Annotated in this window: 12 protein-coding genes; 4 read left to right on the top strand and 8 right to left on the bottom strand. The window is 63.6% G+C overall.

Annotation, left to right across the window (positions count from 1 at the left end; genetic code table 11):
• The first annotated feature begins 9 nt into the window (after positions 1-9).
• Complete coding sequence (locus tag KUV86_RS09595; protein WP_222484625.1) at positions 10-1,248, top strand: CaiB/BaiF CoA transferase family protein; 1,239 nt, start codon at positions 10-12, stop codon at positions 1,246-1,248.
• Positions 1,249-1,298: 50 nt separating this feature from the next.
• Here KUV86_RS09595 and KUV86_RS09590 read toward each other — a convergent pair whose 3' ends face one another.
• From KUV86_RS09590 to KUV86_RS09570, 5 genes are all read right to left on the bottom strand, one after another.
• Positions 1,299-2,471 carry a DUF1513 domain-containing protein gene (locus KUV86_RS09590; protein WP_222484624.1) on the bottom strand — a complete coding sequence of 391 codons (1,173 nt, stop codon included), beginning with the start codon at positions 2,469-2,471 and terminating at the stop codon, positions 1,299-1,301.
• 4 nt (positions 2,472-2,475) lie between these two features.
• Entirely contained in the window at positions 2,476-3,534 is a 1,059-nt protein-coding gene (locus KUV86_RS09585; RefSeq protein WP_222484623.1) for an imelysin family protein, read from the bottom strand.
• The gene (locus KUV86_RS09580) at positions 3,531-4,949 is read right to left on the bottom strand and encodes a di-heme oxidoredictase family protein (protein ID WP_261397599.1); all 1,419 of its coding nucleotides are present in this window, start codon (positions 4,947-4,949) and stop codon (positions 3,531-3,533) included. Before KUV86_RS09580 ends, KUV86_RS09585 begins: the two co-directional genes overlap by 4 nt.
• Positions 4,950-5,080: 131 nt before the next feature.
• Complete coding sequence (locus KUV86_RS09575; protein ID WP_222163170.1) at positions 5,081-6,361, bottom strand: imelysin family protein; 1,281 nt, start codon at positions 6,359-6,361, stop codon at positions 5,081-5,083.
• A 271-nt stretch (positions 6,362-6,632) separates the two neighbouring features.
• Positions 6,633-7,466 carry a pyruvate, water dikinase regulatory protein gene (locus tag KUV86_RS09570; protein WP_206938193.1) on the bottom strand — a complete coding sequence of 278 codons (834 nt, stop codon included), beginning with the start codon at positions 7,464-7,466 and terminating at the stop codon, positions 6,633-6,635.
• A gap of 418 nt (positions 7,467-7,884) precedes the next feature.
• Between KUV86_RS09570 and ppsA the strand changes: the two genes are divergently transcribed.
• From ppsA to KUV86_RS09555, 3 genes are all read left to right on the top strand, one after another.
• A complete protein-coding gene (gene ppsA, locus KUV86_RS09565; protein WP_206939197.1) occupies positions 7,885-10,257 on the top strand; it encodes a phosphoenolpyruvate synthase in 2,373 nt (790 codons plus the stop codon).
• 299 nt (positions 10,258-10,556) lie between these two features.
• The gene (locus tag KUV86_RS09560; protein ID WP_206938195.1) at positions 10,557-11,063 is read left to right on the top strand and encodes a hypothetical protein; all 507 of its coding nucleotides are present in this window, start codon (positions 10,557-10,559) and stop codon (positions 11,061-11,063) included.
• A 184-nt stretch (positions 11,064-11,247) separates the two neighbouring features.
• The gene (locus KUV86_RS09555) at positions 11,248-13,023 is read left to right on the top strand and encodes a gamma-glutamyltransferase family protein (protein WP_222484647.1); all 1,776 of its coding nucleotides are present in this window, start codon (positions 11,248-11,250) and stop codon (positions 13,021-13,023) included.
• 121 nt (positions 13,024-13,144) lie between these two features.
• Here KUV86_RS09555 and KUV86_RS09550 read toward each other — a convergent pair whose 3' ends face one another.
• From KUV86_RS09550 to acnB, 3 genes are all read right to left on the bottom strand, one after another.
• Positions 13,145-15,016 carry a glycerophosphodiester phosphodiesterase family protein gene (locus KUV86_RS09550; RefSeq protein ID WP_222484622.1) on the bottom strand — a complete coding sequence of 624 codons (1,872 nt, stop codon included), beginning with the start codon at positions 15,014-15,016 and terminating at the stop codon, positions 13,145-13,147.
• Positions 15,017-15,155: 139 nt separating this feature from the next.
• Positions 15,156-15,641, bottom strand: a complete 486-nt coding sequence (gene rraA, locus KUV86_RS09545; protein WP_222484621.1) for a ribonuclease E activity regulator RraA — start codon at positions 15,639-15,641, stop codon at positions 15,156-15,158.
• 172 nt (positions 15,642-15,813) lie between these two features.
• On the bottom strand, positions 15,814-18,417 hold the full coding sequence (gene acnB / locus KUV86_RS09540; RefSeq protein WP_206938202.1) for a bifunctional aconitate hydratase 2/2-methylisocitrate dehydratase: 2,604 nt from the start codon (positions 18,415-18,417) through the stop codon (positions 15,814-15,816).
• Positions 18,418-18,557: the final 140 nt, after the last annotated feature.

Here is an 18,557-nt window from a genome sequence, read left to right as displayed (position 1 = left end):
ATGAGCGAGATGTCGACTGCTGCAGCTGCCGCTCCCGGCCTGGGGGCGAATCAACCGCTGTCCGGTGTGACGGTGCTCGACATGTCACGGGTACTGGCTGGACCCTGGTGCGGTCAGCTGCTGGCTGACATGGGGGCCAGGGTGATCAAGATCGAGCATCCAGGCCGGGGTGATGACACGCGTGGCTGGGGTCCCCCCTGGCACCAGGGGGTGGCGCAGGCTGAGCAGGACGTCGAACGTCAGGCGGCGTACTACCTGTGTGCCAATCGAGCCAAGCAGTCGTTGGCGATCGATATTGCCAGCGGCGAGGGCCAGCGCCTGGTCAAGGCGCTGGCCCGCGGCGCTGACATCGTGCTCGAGAACTTCAAGGTCGGAGGGCTGGCGCGCTACGGCCTGGACGCTGCGTCGCTGCGGGCGCTGAATCCTGCTCTGGTGGTATGTTCCATCACCGGCTTCGGTCAGACTGGCCCCTATGCCCATCGGGCGGGTTACGACTTCATGATCCAAGCCATGGGCGGCTTGATGAGCCTGACCGGCGAAGCCGATGGCATGCCGATGAAGACAGGCGTGGCCATTACGGATGTGATGACCGGGCTGTACGCTGCCGTTGGCGTTCTGGCGGCACTGAATCGCCGGCGTGACACCGGGGAAGGCAGCCATGTCGACCTGGCACTGCTGGACGTCCAGGTGGCGACCTTGGCCAATCAGGCGCTGAACACGCTGGTCAGTGGTCGTGCACCAGAGCGCCATGGCAACGCCCACCCCAATATTGTTCCCTACCAGGCGTTTGCCTGTCGGGATGGCCACCTGGTGCTGACGGTAGGCAATGATGGACAGTTTGCACGCCTCGCTGAACTGCTCGGGCATCCCGAGTGGAGTCAGGGCGAGTACGCCACCAATGAAGGGCGGGTGGCCCATCGTGACGACCTGGTGGCCTTGATCCAGGGCATACTCAGCGGCGATGAACGGGATGTGTGGCTGGCGCGCTTCGAAGCCCTGGGCATTCCCGCAGGGCCGATTCACACCCTGACGGAAGTGTTTGCCGATCCCCAGGTGCGGCATCGGGGGATGGCCCGTGAGATTGATGGCGTGCCCCAGGTCGCCAACCCGCTGCGCTTCGATGGCGAGAGTGCCACCGCCGATGTTCCACCCCCCAGGCTCGGCGAGCACAGCGAGCGTGTGCTGACCGACATGGGGCTCAGTGCAGACGATATCGCGCGACTCAGGCGCGAGGGCATCATTCGCTGAGGCGCCTGGTCCCTGGTGTTGCTTCTCAAGTAATACGTGGATGTTGCTGCTCAGGTCAGATGGTTGTCCCAGCGCAGCGGCAGCGAGGCGACCAGGCTATGGTGACCTGACGACGCAAGGTGGTGGACATCACCGCTGCCGGTGGTGATCAGATAGCCGCCGCTGCCGTCGCAGCGAAGCCCGGCAGCATCGTCGATCGGGAGGTCTGCCTGCAGCGCGCCACTGTTTCGGTCGATCAACAGCACGCGATTTCCTCTGGGTGCAGATACCGCTGCAGTGGCGGCAACCTGGCTGACCGCAACACTTGCCGTGTATTGGGCAAGGCCCGCCTGGATCTGGTCGGGCAGTGTCCACTCCTCAAACCCACCATCTGCGGATCGCTTAGCGATCAGCGGGTGGTGGGTTTCCCATTCGGGACCCTGGAATTGATAGCCGACGATGATGCTGCCATCGTCGGCAATATCCAGGTGGCGGCAGCTCAGCTGGTGGTGAGACGGGCGGTGGCGCTCCACAAGGTCACCGCTATGGCGATCGATCAGCAGCAGGGCCGGTGCCATCTCGGCCAGGTTGAGCTTGGCGCGGCCGCTTTCGGGACGGGTCAGGATGCCGCCCAGGGCGATCGCCAGGCTGACACCGTCGGGCATCAGGCCGATCTCGTGGGGCCCGATACCATCCAGTTCCCACTCGTTCACCAGGCGATAGTGATCCTCTGCATCCCGCACCTGCACCAGCCCCATGGCATCCTCGACGCGATTGGCGGTGAGGTAGAGCCAACGGCCGCTGGGGTCGAACACCCCATGTCCGTAAAAGTGGCGCCCGTCACCCGCTTCTATGGTCATCAGCGTCGCTTGATGCGATGCGTCGATGACGTGGAAGCGGTAGCCGGGACGACGTGCAAACAGCACCGCCTGGTCGTGGCCTGGCCTCAGGCAGCCGCCGTGACAGCGCTCTGGCGCGGGCAGCAGAAAATGCTCGCTGCCGTCACGCCGAAGACCCGCCAGGTGGTGGCCGCCATCGGTATCGTCCACCGCGCTGAAAAACCACTCACGCCGCTGCTGCTCGTCGCTGGCCCACAGCGACGTGGGCACACCCGCTAACGCCAGGCCGGTCAGGGCGAGTCCCGCACTGGAGCCGACCAGCAGCCGTCGGCGCAGGGGGTCCTGAACCGACGCTTGTCGAGAAGTCGACGGCTGTTTGCGGCCGATGGCTAGCCTCGATGACATGGGATCAGTCTCCGTCGCTCGAGTTGAAGCCGCGAACGATACCTAGCGCCGGGGCTATTTCATCGCCGAGTACCTGGCGTAGCTGGGCAACTTCCAGATAGAGCGTGGCCAGCTGCTGGCGCGCCTGGTCGTCTTGCAGTCCAGCGGCAATGCCTGTGTCCAGTTGACGTGCCTGGTCGAGCGTATCCTTGAGCTGGTCGCTGAATGCCGCGGCAAGATCCTCCTGGTGCTGCTGCGAGAGCCACCGCTCTAGCCCCGGGACGAAGTGATCCTGCAGTCCCTCCAGGGTGGCCGTCGCCAGGGTGATCGAGGCATCACTGCGCCAGGCCTCTGCGCGGTAGCCATTGGCCGGTGCACCCATCATCCCCAGGGGCTCGCCCAGGCGCTTGTCCTCGAGGATCTCTAGGGACTGCAGCGCGGCGTGAACGGTGGCCTCGGGGTAGCTGTCGGTGGCCAGGTAGTGGGAGCGGAAGGCTTGCCAATCGCGGTTCAGCTCGCTGGCGACCTGAGCAAGGTGCTGACTGATGGCCTGGGCCAGCGCACAGGCATTCGGCTGCTGGAGGGAGTGCTGCGTCATGGCGTCGTCAAACAGCAGGTATTCCAAGGCAGGGAAGCCCTGCTCGGCGACGCCGGCGGCGGCGATGTCAGCGGGCGTGACCACCGTCTCCTGACGCAGTCGGCTGGCGATGCGACTGCCGACCAGGTTCTTGTTATCAGGCCAGAACTGCAGCTGCCAGGCGCGACTGTCGACCTCGATCGGGCCAAAGTCGACGAAGCGGACGGCCTGCCAGGCCTGGTAGGCGTCCAGCCAGTGCGCTGCCATGGCGTCATGATCGAGCGCATCGCAACCCGGCGTGAAGGCCTTCGCCAGGGACTCGGTGGTGCGGTTCAGCTGCTGGTAACCCTGCTGGATATCGTGATGCCACGTCTCACGGGGCGAAGTACCCGCCTGGTCTGCGAGGGCGGCGCTACTGTACATCGCGACGATCGACGCCAGCGTGGCGCCACCCAGTGAAAAGGCGCGAGAAAGTGACGCGAAGGGGGAACGTGAGCGGTACGTCATAGTGAATTCAGGAACTCCAGCAATTGTGCACGCTCCTGCTGCGCAAGAGCGCGATAACGATCCCGGGCGGCGAGCGCTTCACCACCGTGCCACAGGATGGCCTCTTCAAGGGTGCGTGCCCGGCCATCGTGAAGGAAGCCTGCCTGGGGGTTGACCTGCTGGGCAAGACCGATGCCCCACAGCGGCGGGGTGCGCCATTCGTTGCCATCTGCCTGGTACTCGGGGCGGCCGTCGGCAAGCTCGGGGCCCATGTCATGCAGCAGCATATCGGTGTAGGCCCACAGGGTCTGGCCCGCCAGTTCAGGACGAGTCGTGTCCTCCGGGGTGGTCAGGCTGGGGCGGTGGCAGGCGGCGCAGCCGAGTTCGTTGAACTGGCGGGCGCCGGCCTGTACCGCAGGATCCTGCATGTTCCTTCGCTGCGGAACGGCCAGGCTCGAGGCATAGAAGGTGACAAAGTCGGCCACTTCGTCGCTGACCTCTGGGTCGCCGCCGTCGGGGAAGTCCTCGCAGCCCTGGCCTGGCATGCAGTCGGTAGCGGCGGACAGACGTGAGGTCAGCCCCATGTCGCCGGCGAAGGCATGCAGGCTCTGCTGTTCTACACTGGGTTCGCCGGCCTTCCAGCCAAATCGTCCCAGCACCGTCTCCTGCTGGCGCACGTCCCAGACGCGATTGGCGCGCCCGGAGATGCCGTCTGCGTCGCTATCGTCGGGATCCGCCCACTGCAGCAGCTGGTCCTCGTCCACGACTTCGAGCAGGCCCAGTCCGATCATCGGTGGCGCCACCCGAGGCGAGGTCAGCAGCGTCTCGGGCAGTTCGCCGTAGGCGGGATCCTCGATGTGGTAGGTGGGCACCGCCAGCGTGACCTGGTGGCCATCATCGAAGGTGATCTCTCGGGGCGAGAGTGAGCGAACCATGTCGGCTTCAGGCGTTGCGCCCGGAATCGCCGCGGTTTGCAGCTGGCGGCCGTAGTGGGGCACCGGCACAGCGCCGGTTCGCCTGACCAGCTCGTGGTCGTCCGAGGTGGTGGCCGGCACGGATAGCCTCAGGAACAGGGACACCGGTGGTTCACCGTCTGCCGGCGGGTGACCGCGACCGTCCTTGATATGACAGCCCTGGCAGCTATTGGTATTGATCAGTGGACCAAGGCCGTCACGGGCATCGGTGCTGGCGGGGGCCACGACCCAGGGATTGCGAAAGAAACTGTTGCCGACGCTGAAGTCGAGCCGCTTGGTCATGCTCATGTTGCCCAAGGGCAGCGAGTAGGCGTTGTGGTCGAACTGCTTGACCGAGCCTTCGCCGCCGGAGCGAGGATCGGTCTGGAGTGATGGCTCGCCGCTGGCAAGGACCTGCGTGCCAAGGGTGAGCCCAGCCAGCAAGACTGGCAAGGTACGGTTTAGTGTGGGCATGTGACGCATCTGGCGATTCCTTGACACAGTCAAGCCGCACGCCAAGGCGTGCGGCTTCTCGAGGCGAATGAATCGCATTTCATCATTTAGTTCCTGGCCTGGATGTGATCTACATCAACAAAGCTCCGGCCAGGAGTCGATCAGAAGTCGTGACCGGCATCATCCGGCTCGAGTGAGGTGACGCCAAGCTCGCCCGCAGCCTGCTCGATGGAGACAGTCTGGGTGACCAGGGCAAGAATGGCGTCGTTGACGATGGCCGCACCTTGCTCGTTGCCTGGAGCGATCATCATGTCGAAGGTCATGGGCGACTCGCTCTGCTCCGCTGTCTGCTTGAGGGTGCCCAGGGCTGCCATGGAGCTCTCAAGCTGCTGCTCAAGGGTCTGCGCCAGGTCGCTGTCGGTCTGCGCCAGCAGGGCCTCTACACTGGGTCCCTCGAGAACGCTGCCATCGATGCGCTGATATTGGCCGGTGTAGACGTTCTGAATGCCCTTGCCATTGTAGTAGTGCGAGTTGTGGGTGTTGTCGCTGAAGCAGTCGTGCTCGTCTTCATAGGAATTGGCCTCCAGCGCGACCTTCATGCGCTCACCGGCCAGCTCGCCCAGTGACAGCGACCCCATGCCAAACAGAATACGGCGCAGGCCTTCTTCGCTCGGTACGCTGGTCAACTCGCGGCGATAGTTGTCTTCGTCCACCGGTGCCCATTGGGCCACCATCCACTCCAGATCCTGGATCAGCAGCTGGCTGGCGGCTTTCAAGTAGGCGCGGCGGCGATCGCAGTTACCGTTGGTGCAGTCATCGCCAAGGGCGAAGTCGCTGGCTCCACGCTCGCCGGCACCCGGCTCGTAGCCATGCAGATCCTGTCCCCACAGCAAAAACTCAATGGCGTGGTAGCCGGTAGCGACGTTGGCTTCGGAGCCGCCAATTTCATTGAGCTCTGCCAGCAGTTCCGGCGAAAGAGTGGAGACATCGATCTCGTCGCCGCCGACGGTAATCGAGGAGGAGGCGATGATGTTGGCGGTGGCACCGGCGTTGCCGAGCTCATGCTGATAGCCGTCCTGGCTGACGTAATCGATCATGCCCTCGTCCAGCGGCCAGGCGTTGAGCTGGCCTTCCCAGTCATCGACCACGGCATTGCCGAAGCGGAAGACCTCACTCTGCTGGTAAGGAATGCGTGCCTCGCGCCAGGCCTTCTTGGCGGCAGCCAAGGTTTCGGAGGTCGGGGCCGCCAGCAGCTCATCGATGGCGACGTCCAGCGCCTTGGCTGTCTTCAGCGCATCGCTGTAGGTGGTGTGTGCCAGGTCAGCGTAGTGCCCGACGACCGCGTCGGCGGTGACATCCTCGGCGGAAGCATGGGAAGCCACGGCCAGAGCACCGGCAGCGATAGCAAGCGCCAGAGGGCGACGCACAAGACGAGAGATCATGGAATTGTCCTTTTCACGAAGGCAGGAAGGAGGCGCTGGAACGCGTTCTTGAAATAGTAACGAGATTGACTCTCATTGCAAGCTGGGCGACCGGTTGTAGAACGGAAAAAAGCACCTAGGCGAAGCGATAGAGACAAGCACTTGCTGCAAAGATGACGAGTGGACGTCTGTCCGTGGGCCGACAGTCAACCGTGCCGACCGTGAGGCCCAACGGACAGAGAGCAGAGGTAACCGGGGACTCGGAGCACTTGCCCCAATGTCCTGAGCGCGATCAGCGAGGGGAAAAGCGGCGGTTGATGCCGGTTTCCGCAATCATGCGCGTCGAAATCTCTTCCACGGAAAAGCGCGTGGCGTCGATGAACGGAATATGCAGCTGTCGGAACATGGCCTCAGCCTGAGCGACCTCCTGCATGCACTGGTCCATGCTGCTGTAGCGGCTATTGGGCCTTCGTTCGTGGCGAATCGCTGCCAGTCGCCTGGGATCGATCGTCAGGCCAAACAGCTTGTGGCGTTGCTTGGCCAGCACGGCCGGCAGTTTCAGGGTGCCGCTGTCGTCCTGGTCGTCTTCGGTCAGCGGGTAATTGGCGGCGCGAACGCCGAACTGCAGTGCCAGGTAGAGCGACGTCGGGGTCTTGCCGCAGCGCGATACGCCGACGAGTATCACGTCCGCCTGGTCGTATTGATGGGTGCGCGCGCCATCGTCATTGTCGAGGGCGAAGTGCACCGAGTGAATGCGGTCCATGTAGACGTCATCGCTGGAAATGGCGTGAGTGCGCCCCACGCTGTAGGACGAATGTGTTTCCAGTTCCTTTTCCAGCGGCTCCAGGAAGGTCGAGAAGATATCGACCTTGAACCCCGGCGCCTGACGAATCACAGCGCGAATCTTTTCGTCGACGATAGTGTCGATGATGATCGGCTGCACGCCGTCCCTTACCGCGGTGGCTTCGATGATCCCGACCAGCGAGCGCGCCTTCTCGATAGTGTCGATATAAGGCTTGGTCAACTTGCGTATCTCGACGTTCTCGAACTGGGCCAGCAGGCTGCGTCCAAGACTTTCGGCGGTGATGCCGGTGCCGTCGGAAATGAAGAAAGCGGTACGGGTCATGGCGGATACCTTGTAAAGAGTGCTGGCATTGTCCGCTGCATGGCGGGGACAGACAAGTTGTGCGCGTTCGAAGTAAAATTAGCCAGGATTGGCCTCCCTGACTACAAGCAGATCAATCGGCTGTGCTGGCCCAATGATGGGCCGAGACCGTCGGCCCCCAGGCCAGGTGAGGGAAGGGCCGGCGGGATATCGGTCGGACGCCGCCATGACCCTGATGGAGGCGTTGCGTAGTGGCACGCCGATGCCCCTGAAGGTGTCCAGACTACAGAAAGCTGGCTTTTTCCCCCGGTGTTGTAAAAATCCTCCAGTGACTTCGCTCTTAGACCAATGGCGAATATGGTGGGGCGCTGATAGAGTCGCCAGCATCCAGTCATGACGGCGTGTCATGGACGAGTTCGTCGACATCCAAGGGGGTCACGTGGACAAGTACATTCTGTGGTTTGATCAGTTGGGCATGAACGACGTCGAGCGCGTTGGCGGCAAGAACGCTTCTCTCGGCGAGATGATTTCCAATCTGGCGGGGGCGGGGGTCACGGTGCCCGGCGGTTTCGCTACCACCGCTGATGCCTATCGCGAGTTTCTCTCTCACGAGGGGCTCAATGATCGAATCAATCAGGAACTTGCACGCCTGGACGTCGATGACGTCAATGCTCTGGCCGAGGCCGGCAGCAAGATTCGTCAGTGGGTGATCGATACGCCCCTGCCGCCCGCCTTCGAGGCGGCGCTGCGCGAGGCCTACGAGCAGATGCTGGGCAAGCATCCGAACCTGAAGGTGGCCGTGCGCAGCTCTGCAACGGCGGAAGACTTGCCTGACGCTTCCTTCGCTGGCCAGCAGGAAACCTTCCTCAACATTGAAGGCTACGACAATATCAAGCGTGCGGTGCACGAGGTGTTTGCGTCGCTGTTCAATGACCGCGCCATCTCCTACCGCGTGCATCGTGGCTATGCCCACGAGAACGTGGCGCTGTCCGCCGGGGTGCAGAAGATGGTGCGCTCCGAGACCGGCGCCAGTGGCGTCATGTTCACCCTGGACACAGAGTCCGGCTTCCGCGACGCGGTATTTGTCACCTCTTCCTGGGGCCTGGGGGAGACCGTGGTACAAGGCGCGGTGAACCCCGATGAGTTCTACGTGCACAAGCACACCCTGGCGGCAGGGCGCCCTGCAGTGCTGCGCCGCAACCTGGGATCGAAGCTGATCAAGATGATCTACACCGGCGACGCCAGCGCGGGTAAGTCGGTCGAGACCGTGGACGTGCCCCTGTCCGACCGCGGTCGCTTCAGCATCAACGATGAACAGGTCATGGCCCTGGCGCGCCAGGCGATGACCATCGAACAGCACTATGGCCGCCCGATGGATATCGAGTGGGCGCTGGATGGCGACGACAACCAGCTGTACATCGTGCAGGCGCGTCCTGAAACCGTGGTGTCTCAGCAGGAAGGCGGCTCGCTGGAGCGCTTCCAGCTGAAAGAGAAGGGGCGCACCCTGGTCACCGGCCGTGCCATCGGTCAGCGCATTGGCCGTGGTGCGGTCAAGGTGATCCTGAGCCCGGACGAGATGGATAAGGTCAACAGCGGCGACGTGCTGGTGACGGACATGACCGACCCGGACTGGGAGCCGATCATGAAGCGTGCCTCGGCCATCGTCACCAATCGCGGTGGACGTACCTGTCACGCGGCGATCATTGCCCGTGAGCTGGGCATCCCCGCGGTGGTTGGCTGTGGTGATGCCACTGAGGTACTGCGTGATGGTCGCGAAGTGACCGTATCCTGTGCCGAGGGTGATACCGGCCATGTCTACGACGGCCTGCTGGAATTCGATCGTAACGTGACCAGCGTCGACGCCATGCCCGACATTCCGTTCAAGATCATGATGAACGTGGGCAACCCGGATCGTGCCTTCAGCTTCTCTACGCTGCCCAACGCGGGCGTTGGCCTGGCGCGCCTGGAGTTCATCATCAATCGGATGATCGGTGTGCACCCCAAGGCCCTGCTGGAGTACGACACCCTGCCGGGTGAGCTGCAACAGACCATTGACCTGCGTATTGCCGGCTACGACGATCCCGTCAGCTTCTATGTCGACAAGCTGGTAGAGGGTATCTCGACCCTGGCCGCCGCTTTCTACCCCGAGCGTGTCATCGTGCGCATGTCGGACTTCAAGTCCAACGAGTACGAGAACCTGATCGGCGGCAAGCTGTACGAGCCCGGCGAAGAGAACCCGATGCTCGGCTTCCGCGGCGCGTCGCGCTATATCTCCGAGACCTTCCGGCCGTGCTTCGAGCTCGAGTGCCGTGCCATGAAGCGGGTGCGCGACGAGATGGGACTCGACAACGTCGAGCTGATGATTCCCTTCGTTCGCACCACCGAGGAAGCCAGCGAAGTGGTTGACCTGCTGGCGGCCAACGGCCTCAAGCGCGGCGACAACGGGCTCAAGGTCATCATGATGTGCGAGCTGCCTGCCAACGCCCTGCTGGCGGACGAGTTCCTCGAGTACTTCGATGGCTTCTCTATTGGCTCCAACGACCTGACCCAGCTGACGCTAGGTCTCGATCGCGACTCCGGCATTGTGGCGCACCTCTTCGATGAGCGTAATCCCGCCGTCAAGAAGCTGCTGGCCATGGCGATTCAGGCCTGCAAGGCCAAGGGCAAGTACGTGGGCATCTGCGGCCAGGGGCCGTCGGATCATCCGGAGCTGGCCAAGTGGCTGATGGAGCAGGGTATCGACTCCGTGTCCCTGAACCCGGACGCTGTACTGGAAACCTGGTTCATGCTGGCGGGCGAAACCATCGGCTAGGCTAGCAGCGCCCTCTGTCGAGGGCGTGTGACCAGAACGTCTGACGAGAGCGTTTGACCGGAACGTCTGACGACAACCTCTGTAGAGAACGTCTGTCAGCACCCTCCGTATTCACGCCGCGGCCATGGCCGCGGCGTGTTACGTTGGTTCGGGGTGCATGGCATCGCCGTATCAGGTGCAGTGGCCAATGATGCCGCGACGAGCGGCGCATACCGAGCAGGCAGCAAAGTGGCCTCCAGGGCTCCCCAAGGGCCATGAGAATTGGCACCATACAGGCAGTTTGTTGATAGGACGTTGTAATGGCATATCTGTTGGTCATGGGGAGCGTGCTGCTGTCCATTGGGGTGTGCCTGGGATGGATGTGCTGGTCGCTTGGGCGCTGGCTGCTGGCGGGGATCCTGCCGGAGCGGACCCCAGCGGCGAAAAAACCGACACCCAAGGCGCGCAGCAAGCGGGCTCCGGCCAGTCGCGCCAAGAAGGCGGGCAGCGACAAGGCCGCTGCGGCCAAGGCGACCACCTCTGCACCAAAGACACCGCGACCCAAGCGCGAGCCCACCCCGCCCTGGTCATTGACCAAGGCGCTTGCGCGTGTGCGCTCGGCGCTGCCGTTGGGCCTGCTGATGGCGTTGGTGTTTGGGGTGGTGCGCCTGGCGGAAAAAGGCATGGCCGAGCGCGCCGAGGATGTACCGCAGGGGTACCATCAGTTGGTTTCCACCCTCGGCGGGTTGACGCTGGTGATGCTGGCATTGGCGCTTATCTGCGCGTTTTGCCGCTTGCGCATCCGGCGCCACGAGAAGCGAGCATGAGCGTGCGGTATCGTAGGCTGCGATAAACTATGCTGAAGCAGCAACTATGCATCAGCACACCTATGCATAAACACACCTATGCAGAAACACATAAGGCATCTTTGATTTCGTCACAAAAGGAGCGGTGATGAGAGCGACGTTCTTGCGTCGGCCTGACGGCCTGGCCACGGCAGTGGCCTGGGTAATGGCAAGCAGTCTCCTGGCATCGGCAGCGGAAGCCGCGCCAGCGTTTGACTACACCCGTCCTGCCATTTCCCCAGAGGAGGGCTCCGGTTACGAGGAAAAGCCGGGTTGGGCGACCGAGCAGTTCGCGGTGGCAGCGGCCAACCCGCTGGCGACGGATGCCGGCTATCAGGTATTGAAGGCAGGTGGCAACGCCATCGACGCGGCGGTCGCGGTACAGATGGTGCTGACGCTGGTCGAGCCTCAGTCCAGTGGGATTGGCGGCGGCGCCTTCCTGATGCTGCATGACGGCGAGAAGGTCCACGCCTTCGATGGCCGAGAGAAGGCTCCGTTAGGGGCCGACGAGGCGCTGTTTCTGGATGCAGACGGCGAGCCGATCGAGTTCATGACCGCCGTGGAAAGTGGCCGCTCCGTCGGTGTGCCCGGCACCGTGCGCATGCTCGAGCTGGCCCATGACGAACATGGCAAGCTGCCATGGGCGTCCCTGTTCGTGCCCGCCATCACCCTGGCAACCGAGGGCTTCGAGGTCAGTCCACGCCTCCACCAGAGTCTGGCCGCCACGCCATCGCTGGCGGAGGACGATGTCGCAGGTGCCTACTTCTTCGATGACGAAGGGCAGCCAGTGGCGGTCGGCACCCGGCTACGCAATCCTGCGCTGGCGGCGATTCTGACCAAGATCAGCGAGGAGGGGAGCACGGCCCTGCATACCGGTGAGATTGCCGAGGATCTGGTGTCCAGGGTACAGAATCATCCGGACATGCCGGGCACCCTGAGTCTCGAGGACATGGCCGGCTACGCGGCCGTGGAGCGTGACGCACTGTGTACCCCTTGGCGGCAGTGGGAGGTCTGCGGTTTTCCGCCTCCTTCCTCGGGGCATCTGACGATGATGCAGATCCTGGGCATCATGGAGGCCAGGCCCGAGATCGAGACCGCGCTGAATGAGGGGGTGCCCACCGTGGACTGGCTGCACCCGTTCCTTGAGGCGTCGCGCCTGGCCTTTGCCGACCGCGCCCGCTTCATCGGTGACAGCGACTTTGTCGAGGCCCCAGGCGGTACGTGGAGCTCGCTGGTAGCGCCGGAGTATCTGGCCAAGCGGGCCGAGTTGATCGAAGAGCAGAGCATGGGTAGCGGTGCGGCGCGGCCGGGCAACCCAGGGGCGATGAAGACAGCCTACGCGTCGCAGCCCCATCAGCCCGAGTATGGCACCAGTCACATCAGCATCATTGATGGTGACGGACAGGCGGTCGCCATGACCGCGAGTATCGAGCAGGCGTTTGGCTCGCGCATCATGGCCAATGGAGGGTCGGAGCTGGACGGCGGCTACCTGCTCAACAATGAGCTGACCGACTTTTCCTTTACGCCTACCGATGAGCAAGGCACGCCCATTGCCAACCGGGTCGAGGCGGGCAAGCGGCCCAGGTCCAGCATGAGTCCGACGCTGGTGTTCGAGCGTGAGAGCGGCGACCTGGTGGCCAGCCTCGGGTCGCCGGGGGGCGCGGCCATCATCCACTACACTGCCCAGACGCTGGACGCCATGCTGGTGCGTGGGCTCGATGCCCAGCATGCGCTCAATCTGCCCCATGCCATCACGCTGGGTGACGCTGTCTATCTGGAGGAAGGGCGTTTTCCCGAGGCCACCGTGCGTGATCTGCAGGGGATGGGACACGAGGTGGAGACCCGTGAGCTGACCAGCGGCTTGCAGGCACTGGAGGTCACCGAAGAGGGTCTGTTCGGTGGCGCCGACCCCCGTCGAGAAGGCGTCGTCATGGGCGACTGAGGTCATGCCTGGCTGAGCCTTGGCAGCGCCAGCTGGCTTCTGGCTGGCACTGCCACTTGGACTCTGGCTGGCTACGCCACTTGGCCTCTGGCTGGCTGTGCCATGTCTCCGCCGCCGGAGCTCAGCTCTCCAGCCAGTGGCGTAGCTTGGTCAGCATCAGTTCCGCGTCGCTCATGGCCTGGCGCTCGCGCAGCAGCGCCGTCAGCAGGTCGGGTCGGTCGGTAATGATACCGTCGACCCCGAGGTCGATCAGGCGAGCCATGCGCGCTGGGTCATTGACGGTCCAGGCGTACAGCGGCTTGTCGCTCACGTGAGCCCGGCGCAGCTGGTCGTCGTCAATCTGCGTATGGCGCAGCCCGAGCCCATTGAAATGGCGATAGGGCAGGCTTCCGGGCAATGCCCACTCCGCCAGCAGCAGGCTGCGTGCATCGGGCGCAAGCTGATTGATGCGCTGAACCTGGCGATAGGACAGCGATGCCAGCCAGGTGGTCTGCAGCAGCTGCGGGTCGCCGCAGACGAGCCGGTCGAGCTTGTCCGTGGCATCGTGACGACATGCCAGCCGCTGCTGCCGCTCCCGCTGCAGGTCGCCTAGCACAGCCTCGATCAGCGCCTCTTCCTGGCCCCGCTCAGGCTTGAGCTCTATCAACAGCCTAGCGCGTCCGCGCACCTCCTCCAGGACTCGGTCGAGCCTGGCCAGGGGCTCTCCGGCAAAGGCATGCGCGAAGCTCGCGCCGATGTCCAGCCTGGCAAGCTCGCTCCAGTCGAGCTCGCCGATGCGTCGGTCATCACCGGCCAGGCGCAGCAGGGTGGCATCGTGACTCAGTACCACGGTGCCGTCGCCGGCCAGCCTGACATCAATCTCGATCACATCAGCGCCGTCGTCCATGGCGCGACGAATCGCCGACATGGAGTTTTCCGGCGCGACCATGGAGGCGCCCCGGTGGGCGATCACGTCGACCTGTTCGCGGATATCCTGTCGCTCGACCATCAACCACGCCTGAGACAGGGCAAACAGCACGATGCCCACCTCGATACCCCATGCCCAGCGACCCGGATGGGCGTCGGCAGGAGGTGGGGCGGGGCGGGGCAGGCGATGGGCACGCCGCAGGTAAAGACAGGTCGCCAGCAACGCATTGACGACGATGATGGCAAAGGCGACGCCCAGGGTCAGCAGCGTGGCCGAGGTCACCACCGCCAGCATGGTCGGTATGACCACTGCGCCGATATCCGGCAGATTGGCGATCAGGGGGCCGACCCAGGCACTGAATACCAGTGAGACCGCAGAAGGCAGGGCCAGCAGGATGGTCAGCATGCTGAAGATGACCAGTGCCAGGCCGCCTTGGCGTTCGACCGTCAGAGCGTGGCTGCGACGCAATGCGGCAAAGGGCTTGAGGCCCTCCAGCACGAGGCTTGGCAAGGCAAGCCACCAGCGAATGTACAGCCTGCCTGCAAGCGCCAGCCACAGTCCTACCATCGGTAGCAAGGTAGAAAGATAGAGCCAGAAAGCCGGTGGTCGCACGTGACGGACGTAATAGGCGTCCAGGCCGCTGAGCAGACTGTCATGCACCAGGTGGGCACAGGCCAGCAGGATGGCCACGCCGCTCAAGTGAACGGCCACCTGCAGGCACGCCAGTGTGGCCAGTGCCGGCAGCCGATGCAGGCTCTGCCATAGCGCCACCAGTGCCTGACGCGCATGGGAGCCCTGGCGTTCGACCGCCACCAGCATCATGCCGGCCTGCTGCAGGTACAGCAGCGTCAGCAGGCCGGCGGCAAAGGCAAAGACCCAGGTGAAGCCCAGAGGCGACAGCAACAGCTCGACGGCGTCGGCAGTGGTCACCAGTGGTCGACCGACCTGTTCCAGCCAGATGGCCAGCAGCCAACCCAGTGTGGGCAACAGCAGGGCAGAGGCGAACAGGGTGAACAGCAGATGGTAGGCCAGCAGCGGGCGCAGGTGGTCGCTCAGGCTGGTAAAAACATCCCGGGCAAGCGTCATTGAGGGTCGTCTGCCGTTGGACGGTGCATGTGTGGCGTGCCGAGGCTATGGTCGATAGTGCTGGACCACAGCCCTGGATGTGTCACAGGAGGCTGGGCAGCCGCGGTAGGGGGAAGCGTCGCGCCGATCGCGGAACACCTCACTCCAGAGCGAGACGCTCTTCGGCCACCAGGATGCCGTTGTTGTCGACGTAGACCCATTGGCCCGGGGTAAAGCTGACCCCAGCGAAGGTGACCGGCACATCGCGCTGCCCTTCACCACGCTTCTCGCTCTTGCGTGGGTGGGCGCCAAGCGCCTGAATGCCTAGATCCGTCTCGGCAAGGATGTCTACGTCGCGCACGCAGCCGTACATGATGACCCCGGCCCAGCCATTGCCTGCCGCCTGTTCTGCCAGCATGTCGCCGAGCATCGCGCAGCGGGTCGAGCCGCCGGCATCCACGACCAGCACCGCGCCGTCGCCAGGTTCGGCGACCGCCTGCTTGACCAGGGAGTTGTCCTCGAAGCACTTGACCGTGCGAACCGGGCCGGCAAACGCTTCTTGACCGCCGTAGTTGACGAAGATCGGGTCACATACGGCCACTTCAGGAAAGGCATCACAGATATCTGGGGTGACAATCTGGCTCATGGGGGCATCTCCGTTGCTGTTCATCGCATGATGCCATAGATGCGGGGGTTATCCAGCCCCGGGGCACGGCGTGGCATCATGGCACCCGCAAGGCGTCCAACAAAAAAGCGCCCGGACGATGACGTCCGGGCGCTTCATTACTGACAGGCGGCGTGCCTGATCAGAGCGTGACTCAGGCCTCCTGGGCGACCGGAATCACGTTCGAGGCGGCTTTCTGATATTCCTCGATTTCATGGAAGTTCATGTAGCGGTAGATTTCACCCGCCATGGCATCGAACTCACCCATGTAGCGACGGTACTCGTCGACGCTCGGCAAGCGGCCTTCCACCGCCGCCACCGCCGCCAGTTCGGCGGAGGCCAGGAAGACGTCGGCGCCGTCGCCCAGGCGGTTGGGGAAGTTACGGGTGGAGGTGGACACCACCGTGCTCTTGGCGGCAACACGCGCCTGGTTACCCATGCACAGCGAGCAGCCGGGCATTTCCATACGGGCGCCAGCGCGGCCATAGATGCCGTAGTAGCCTTCCTCGGTCAGCTGGTGCTGATCCATCTTGGTCGGCGGAGCGAGCCACAGCTTGGTCTTGAGGCTGCCTGCGGGCTGTTTCTCGAGCAGCTTGCCGGCGGCACGGAAGTGACCAATGTTGGTCATGCACGAACCGATGAACACTTCATCGATGCTCTGGCCAGCCACTTCGGACAGCAGGCGCGCATCGTCCGGGTCGTTGGGGGCACACAGCACCGGCTCCTTGAGCTGCTCCAGGTCGATCTCGATGACCTCGGCGTACTCGGCGTCGGCGTCGGCGCGCATCAGGCTCGGGTTGGCCAGCCACTCTTCCATGGCCAGGATGCGGCGCTCGATGGTGCGCTTGTCGCCGTAGCCGTTGGCAATCATCCACTTGAGCAGAGTGATGTTCGACTTCAGGTACTCGCTGACCGAATCCTCGGACAGGGTGATGGTGCAGCCTGCAGCGGAGCGCTCGGCACTGGCGTCGGACAGCTCGAAGGCCTGCTCGACGGTAAGTTCCTCGAGGCCTTCGATTTCCAGCACGCGGCCAGAGAAGGCGTTCTTCTTGCCGGACTTCTCGACGGTCAGCAGGCCCTGCTGGATCGCGTAGTAAGGGATCGCGTGGACCAGATCACGCAGGGTCACGCCGGGCTGGCGCTTGCCCTTGAAGCGAACCAGAATCGACTCCGGCATGTCCAGCGGCATGACGCCGGTGGCGGCGGCAAAGGCGACCAGACCAGAACCCGCGGGGAACGAGATGCCCATCGGGAAACGGGTGTGGGAGTCGCCGCCGGTGCCGACAGTGTCCGGCAGCAGCATGCGGTTCAACCAGGAGTGGATGATGCCGTCGCCGGGACGCAGGGAGACGCCGCCACGGTTCATGATGAAGTCGGGCAGGGTGTGGTGAGTTTCCACGTCCACCGGCTTGGGATAGGCACTGGTGTGACAGAATGACTGCATCACCAGGTCGGCCTGGAAGCCGAGGCAGGCCAGGTCCTTGAGCTCGTCACGGGTCATCGGCCCGGTGGTGTCCTGGGAGCCAACGGTGGTCATCTTCGGCTCGCAGTACATGCCCGGACGCACGCCGTCCATGCCGCAGGCCTTGCCGACCATCTTCTGGGCCAGGGTGAAGCCCTTGCCGGTGTCCTTGGGCTGCTCGGGCAGGCGGAAGACGTCCGACTGATCCAGGCCCAGCGCCTTGCGCGCGTTGTCGGTGAGTCCGCGACCAATGATCAGCGGAATACGGCCGCCGGCGCGCACTTCGTCGAGAATCACCTGGGTCTTCAGCTCGAAGGTGGAGATGACTTCGTCGGTGTCGTGACGGCAGACCTTGCCTTCATAGGGGTAGACGTCGATGACATCACCCATCTCCATCTTGGAGACGTCCATTTCGACGGGCAGGGCGCCGGCATCTTCCATGGTGTTGAAGAAGATGGGAGCAATCTTGCCGCCGAAGCAGAAGCCACCAGCGCGCTTGTTGGGCACGTTGGGAATGTCGTCACCAAAGAACCACAGCACGGAGTTGGTGGCGGACTTGCGCGAGGAGCCGGTACCGACGACATCGCCGACGTAAGCGACCGGGAAGCCCTTGGCCTTGACCGCTTCGATCTGGGCCATCGGGCCTTTGGTACCGGGGACTTCCGGCTCGATGCCTTCACGCTCGTTCTTGAGCATGGCATTGGCGTGCAGCGGAATGTCCGGGCGTGACCAGGCGTCCGGAGCCGGCGACAGGTCGTCGGTGTTGGTCTCGCCGGGTACCTTGAACACTGCCAGGGTGATCTTGTCGGCCAGGGCGGGCTTGGACAGGAACCACTCGGCATCGGCCCAGGACTGCATGACGTCCTTGGCGACGTCGTTGCCGGCCTTGGCGCGGTCAGCGACGTCGTGGAAGGCATCGAACATCAGCAGAGTGTGCTTGAGCTGCTCACCCGCTTCCTTGGCCAGCTCTGGGTTGTCGAGCAGTTCCACCAGGGTGGCGATGTTATAGCCGCCTTGCATGGTGCCCAGCAGCTTGACCGCATGGACCTTGTCGATGAGCGGAGACGTTGCCTCGCCCTTGGTAATGGCGGTGAGGAAGCCAGCCTTGACGTAGGCCGCTTCATCGACGCCGGGAGGCACGCGATTGGTCAGCAGATCGAGGACCGCTTCTTCTTCGCCGGCAGGCGGCGCCTTCAGCAGTTCGACCAGTTCGGCGACCTGCTCGGCATTCAGCGGCTTGGCAGGGATGCCTTCCTGGGCACGCTCTTCGACATGTTGGCGATAGGCTTCAAGCACGTGGGGGCCCTCATTGGTTTATGGTGGTCACGCTCCGGCGGACTGAGCCGAGCGTGAGGGACACGCTGTCAACGGTGGCCGGGATTCTAGAATAAACTGTCGACAATGTTAAGCGAGCCCCCCATAACGGCCTTTGAACT

Origin of the sequence: Halomonas sp. DP8Y7-3, assembly GCF_019801675.1 — a bacterium.
In the GTDB taxonomy this organism is placed as follows: domain Bacteria; phylum Pseudomonadota; class Gammaproteobacteria; order Pseudomonadales; family Halomonadaceae; genus Halomonas; species Halomonas litopenaei_A.
The sequence above is the reverse complement of the archived record's forward strand: the minus strand, read 5'-3'. Positions and strand labels throughout refer to the sequence as shown.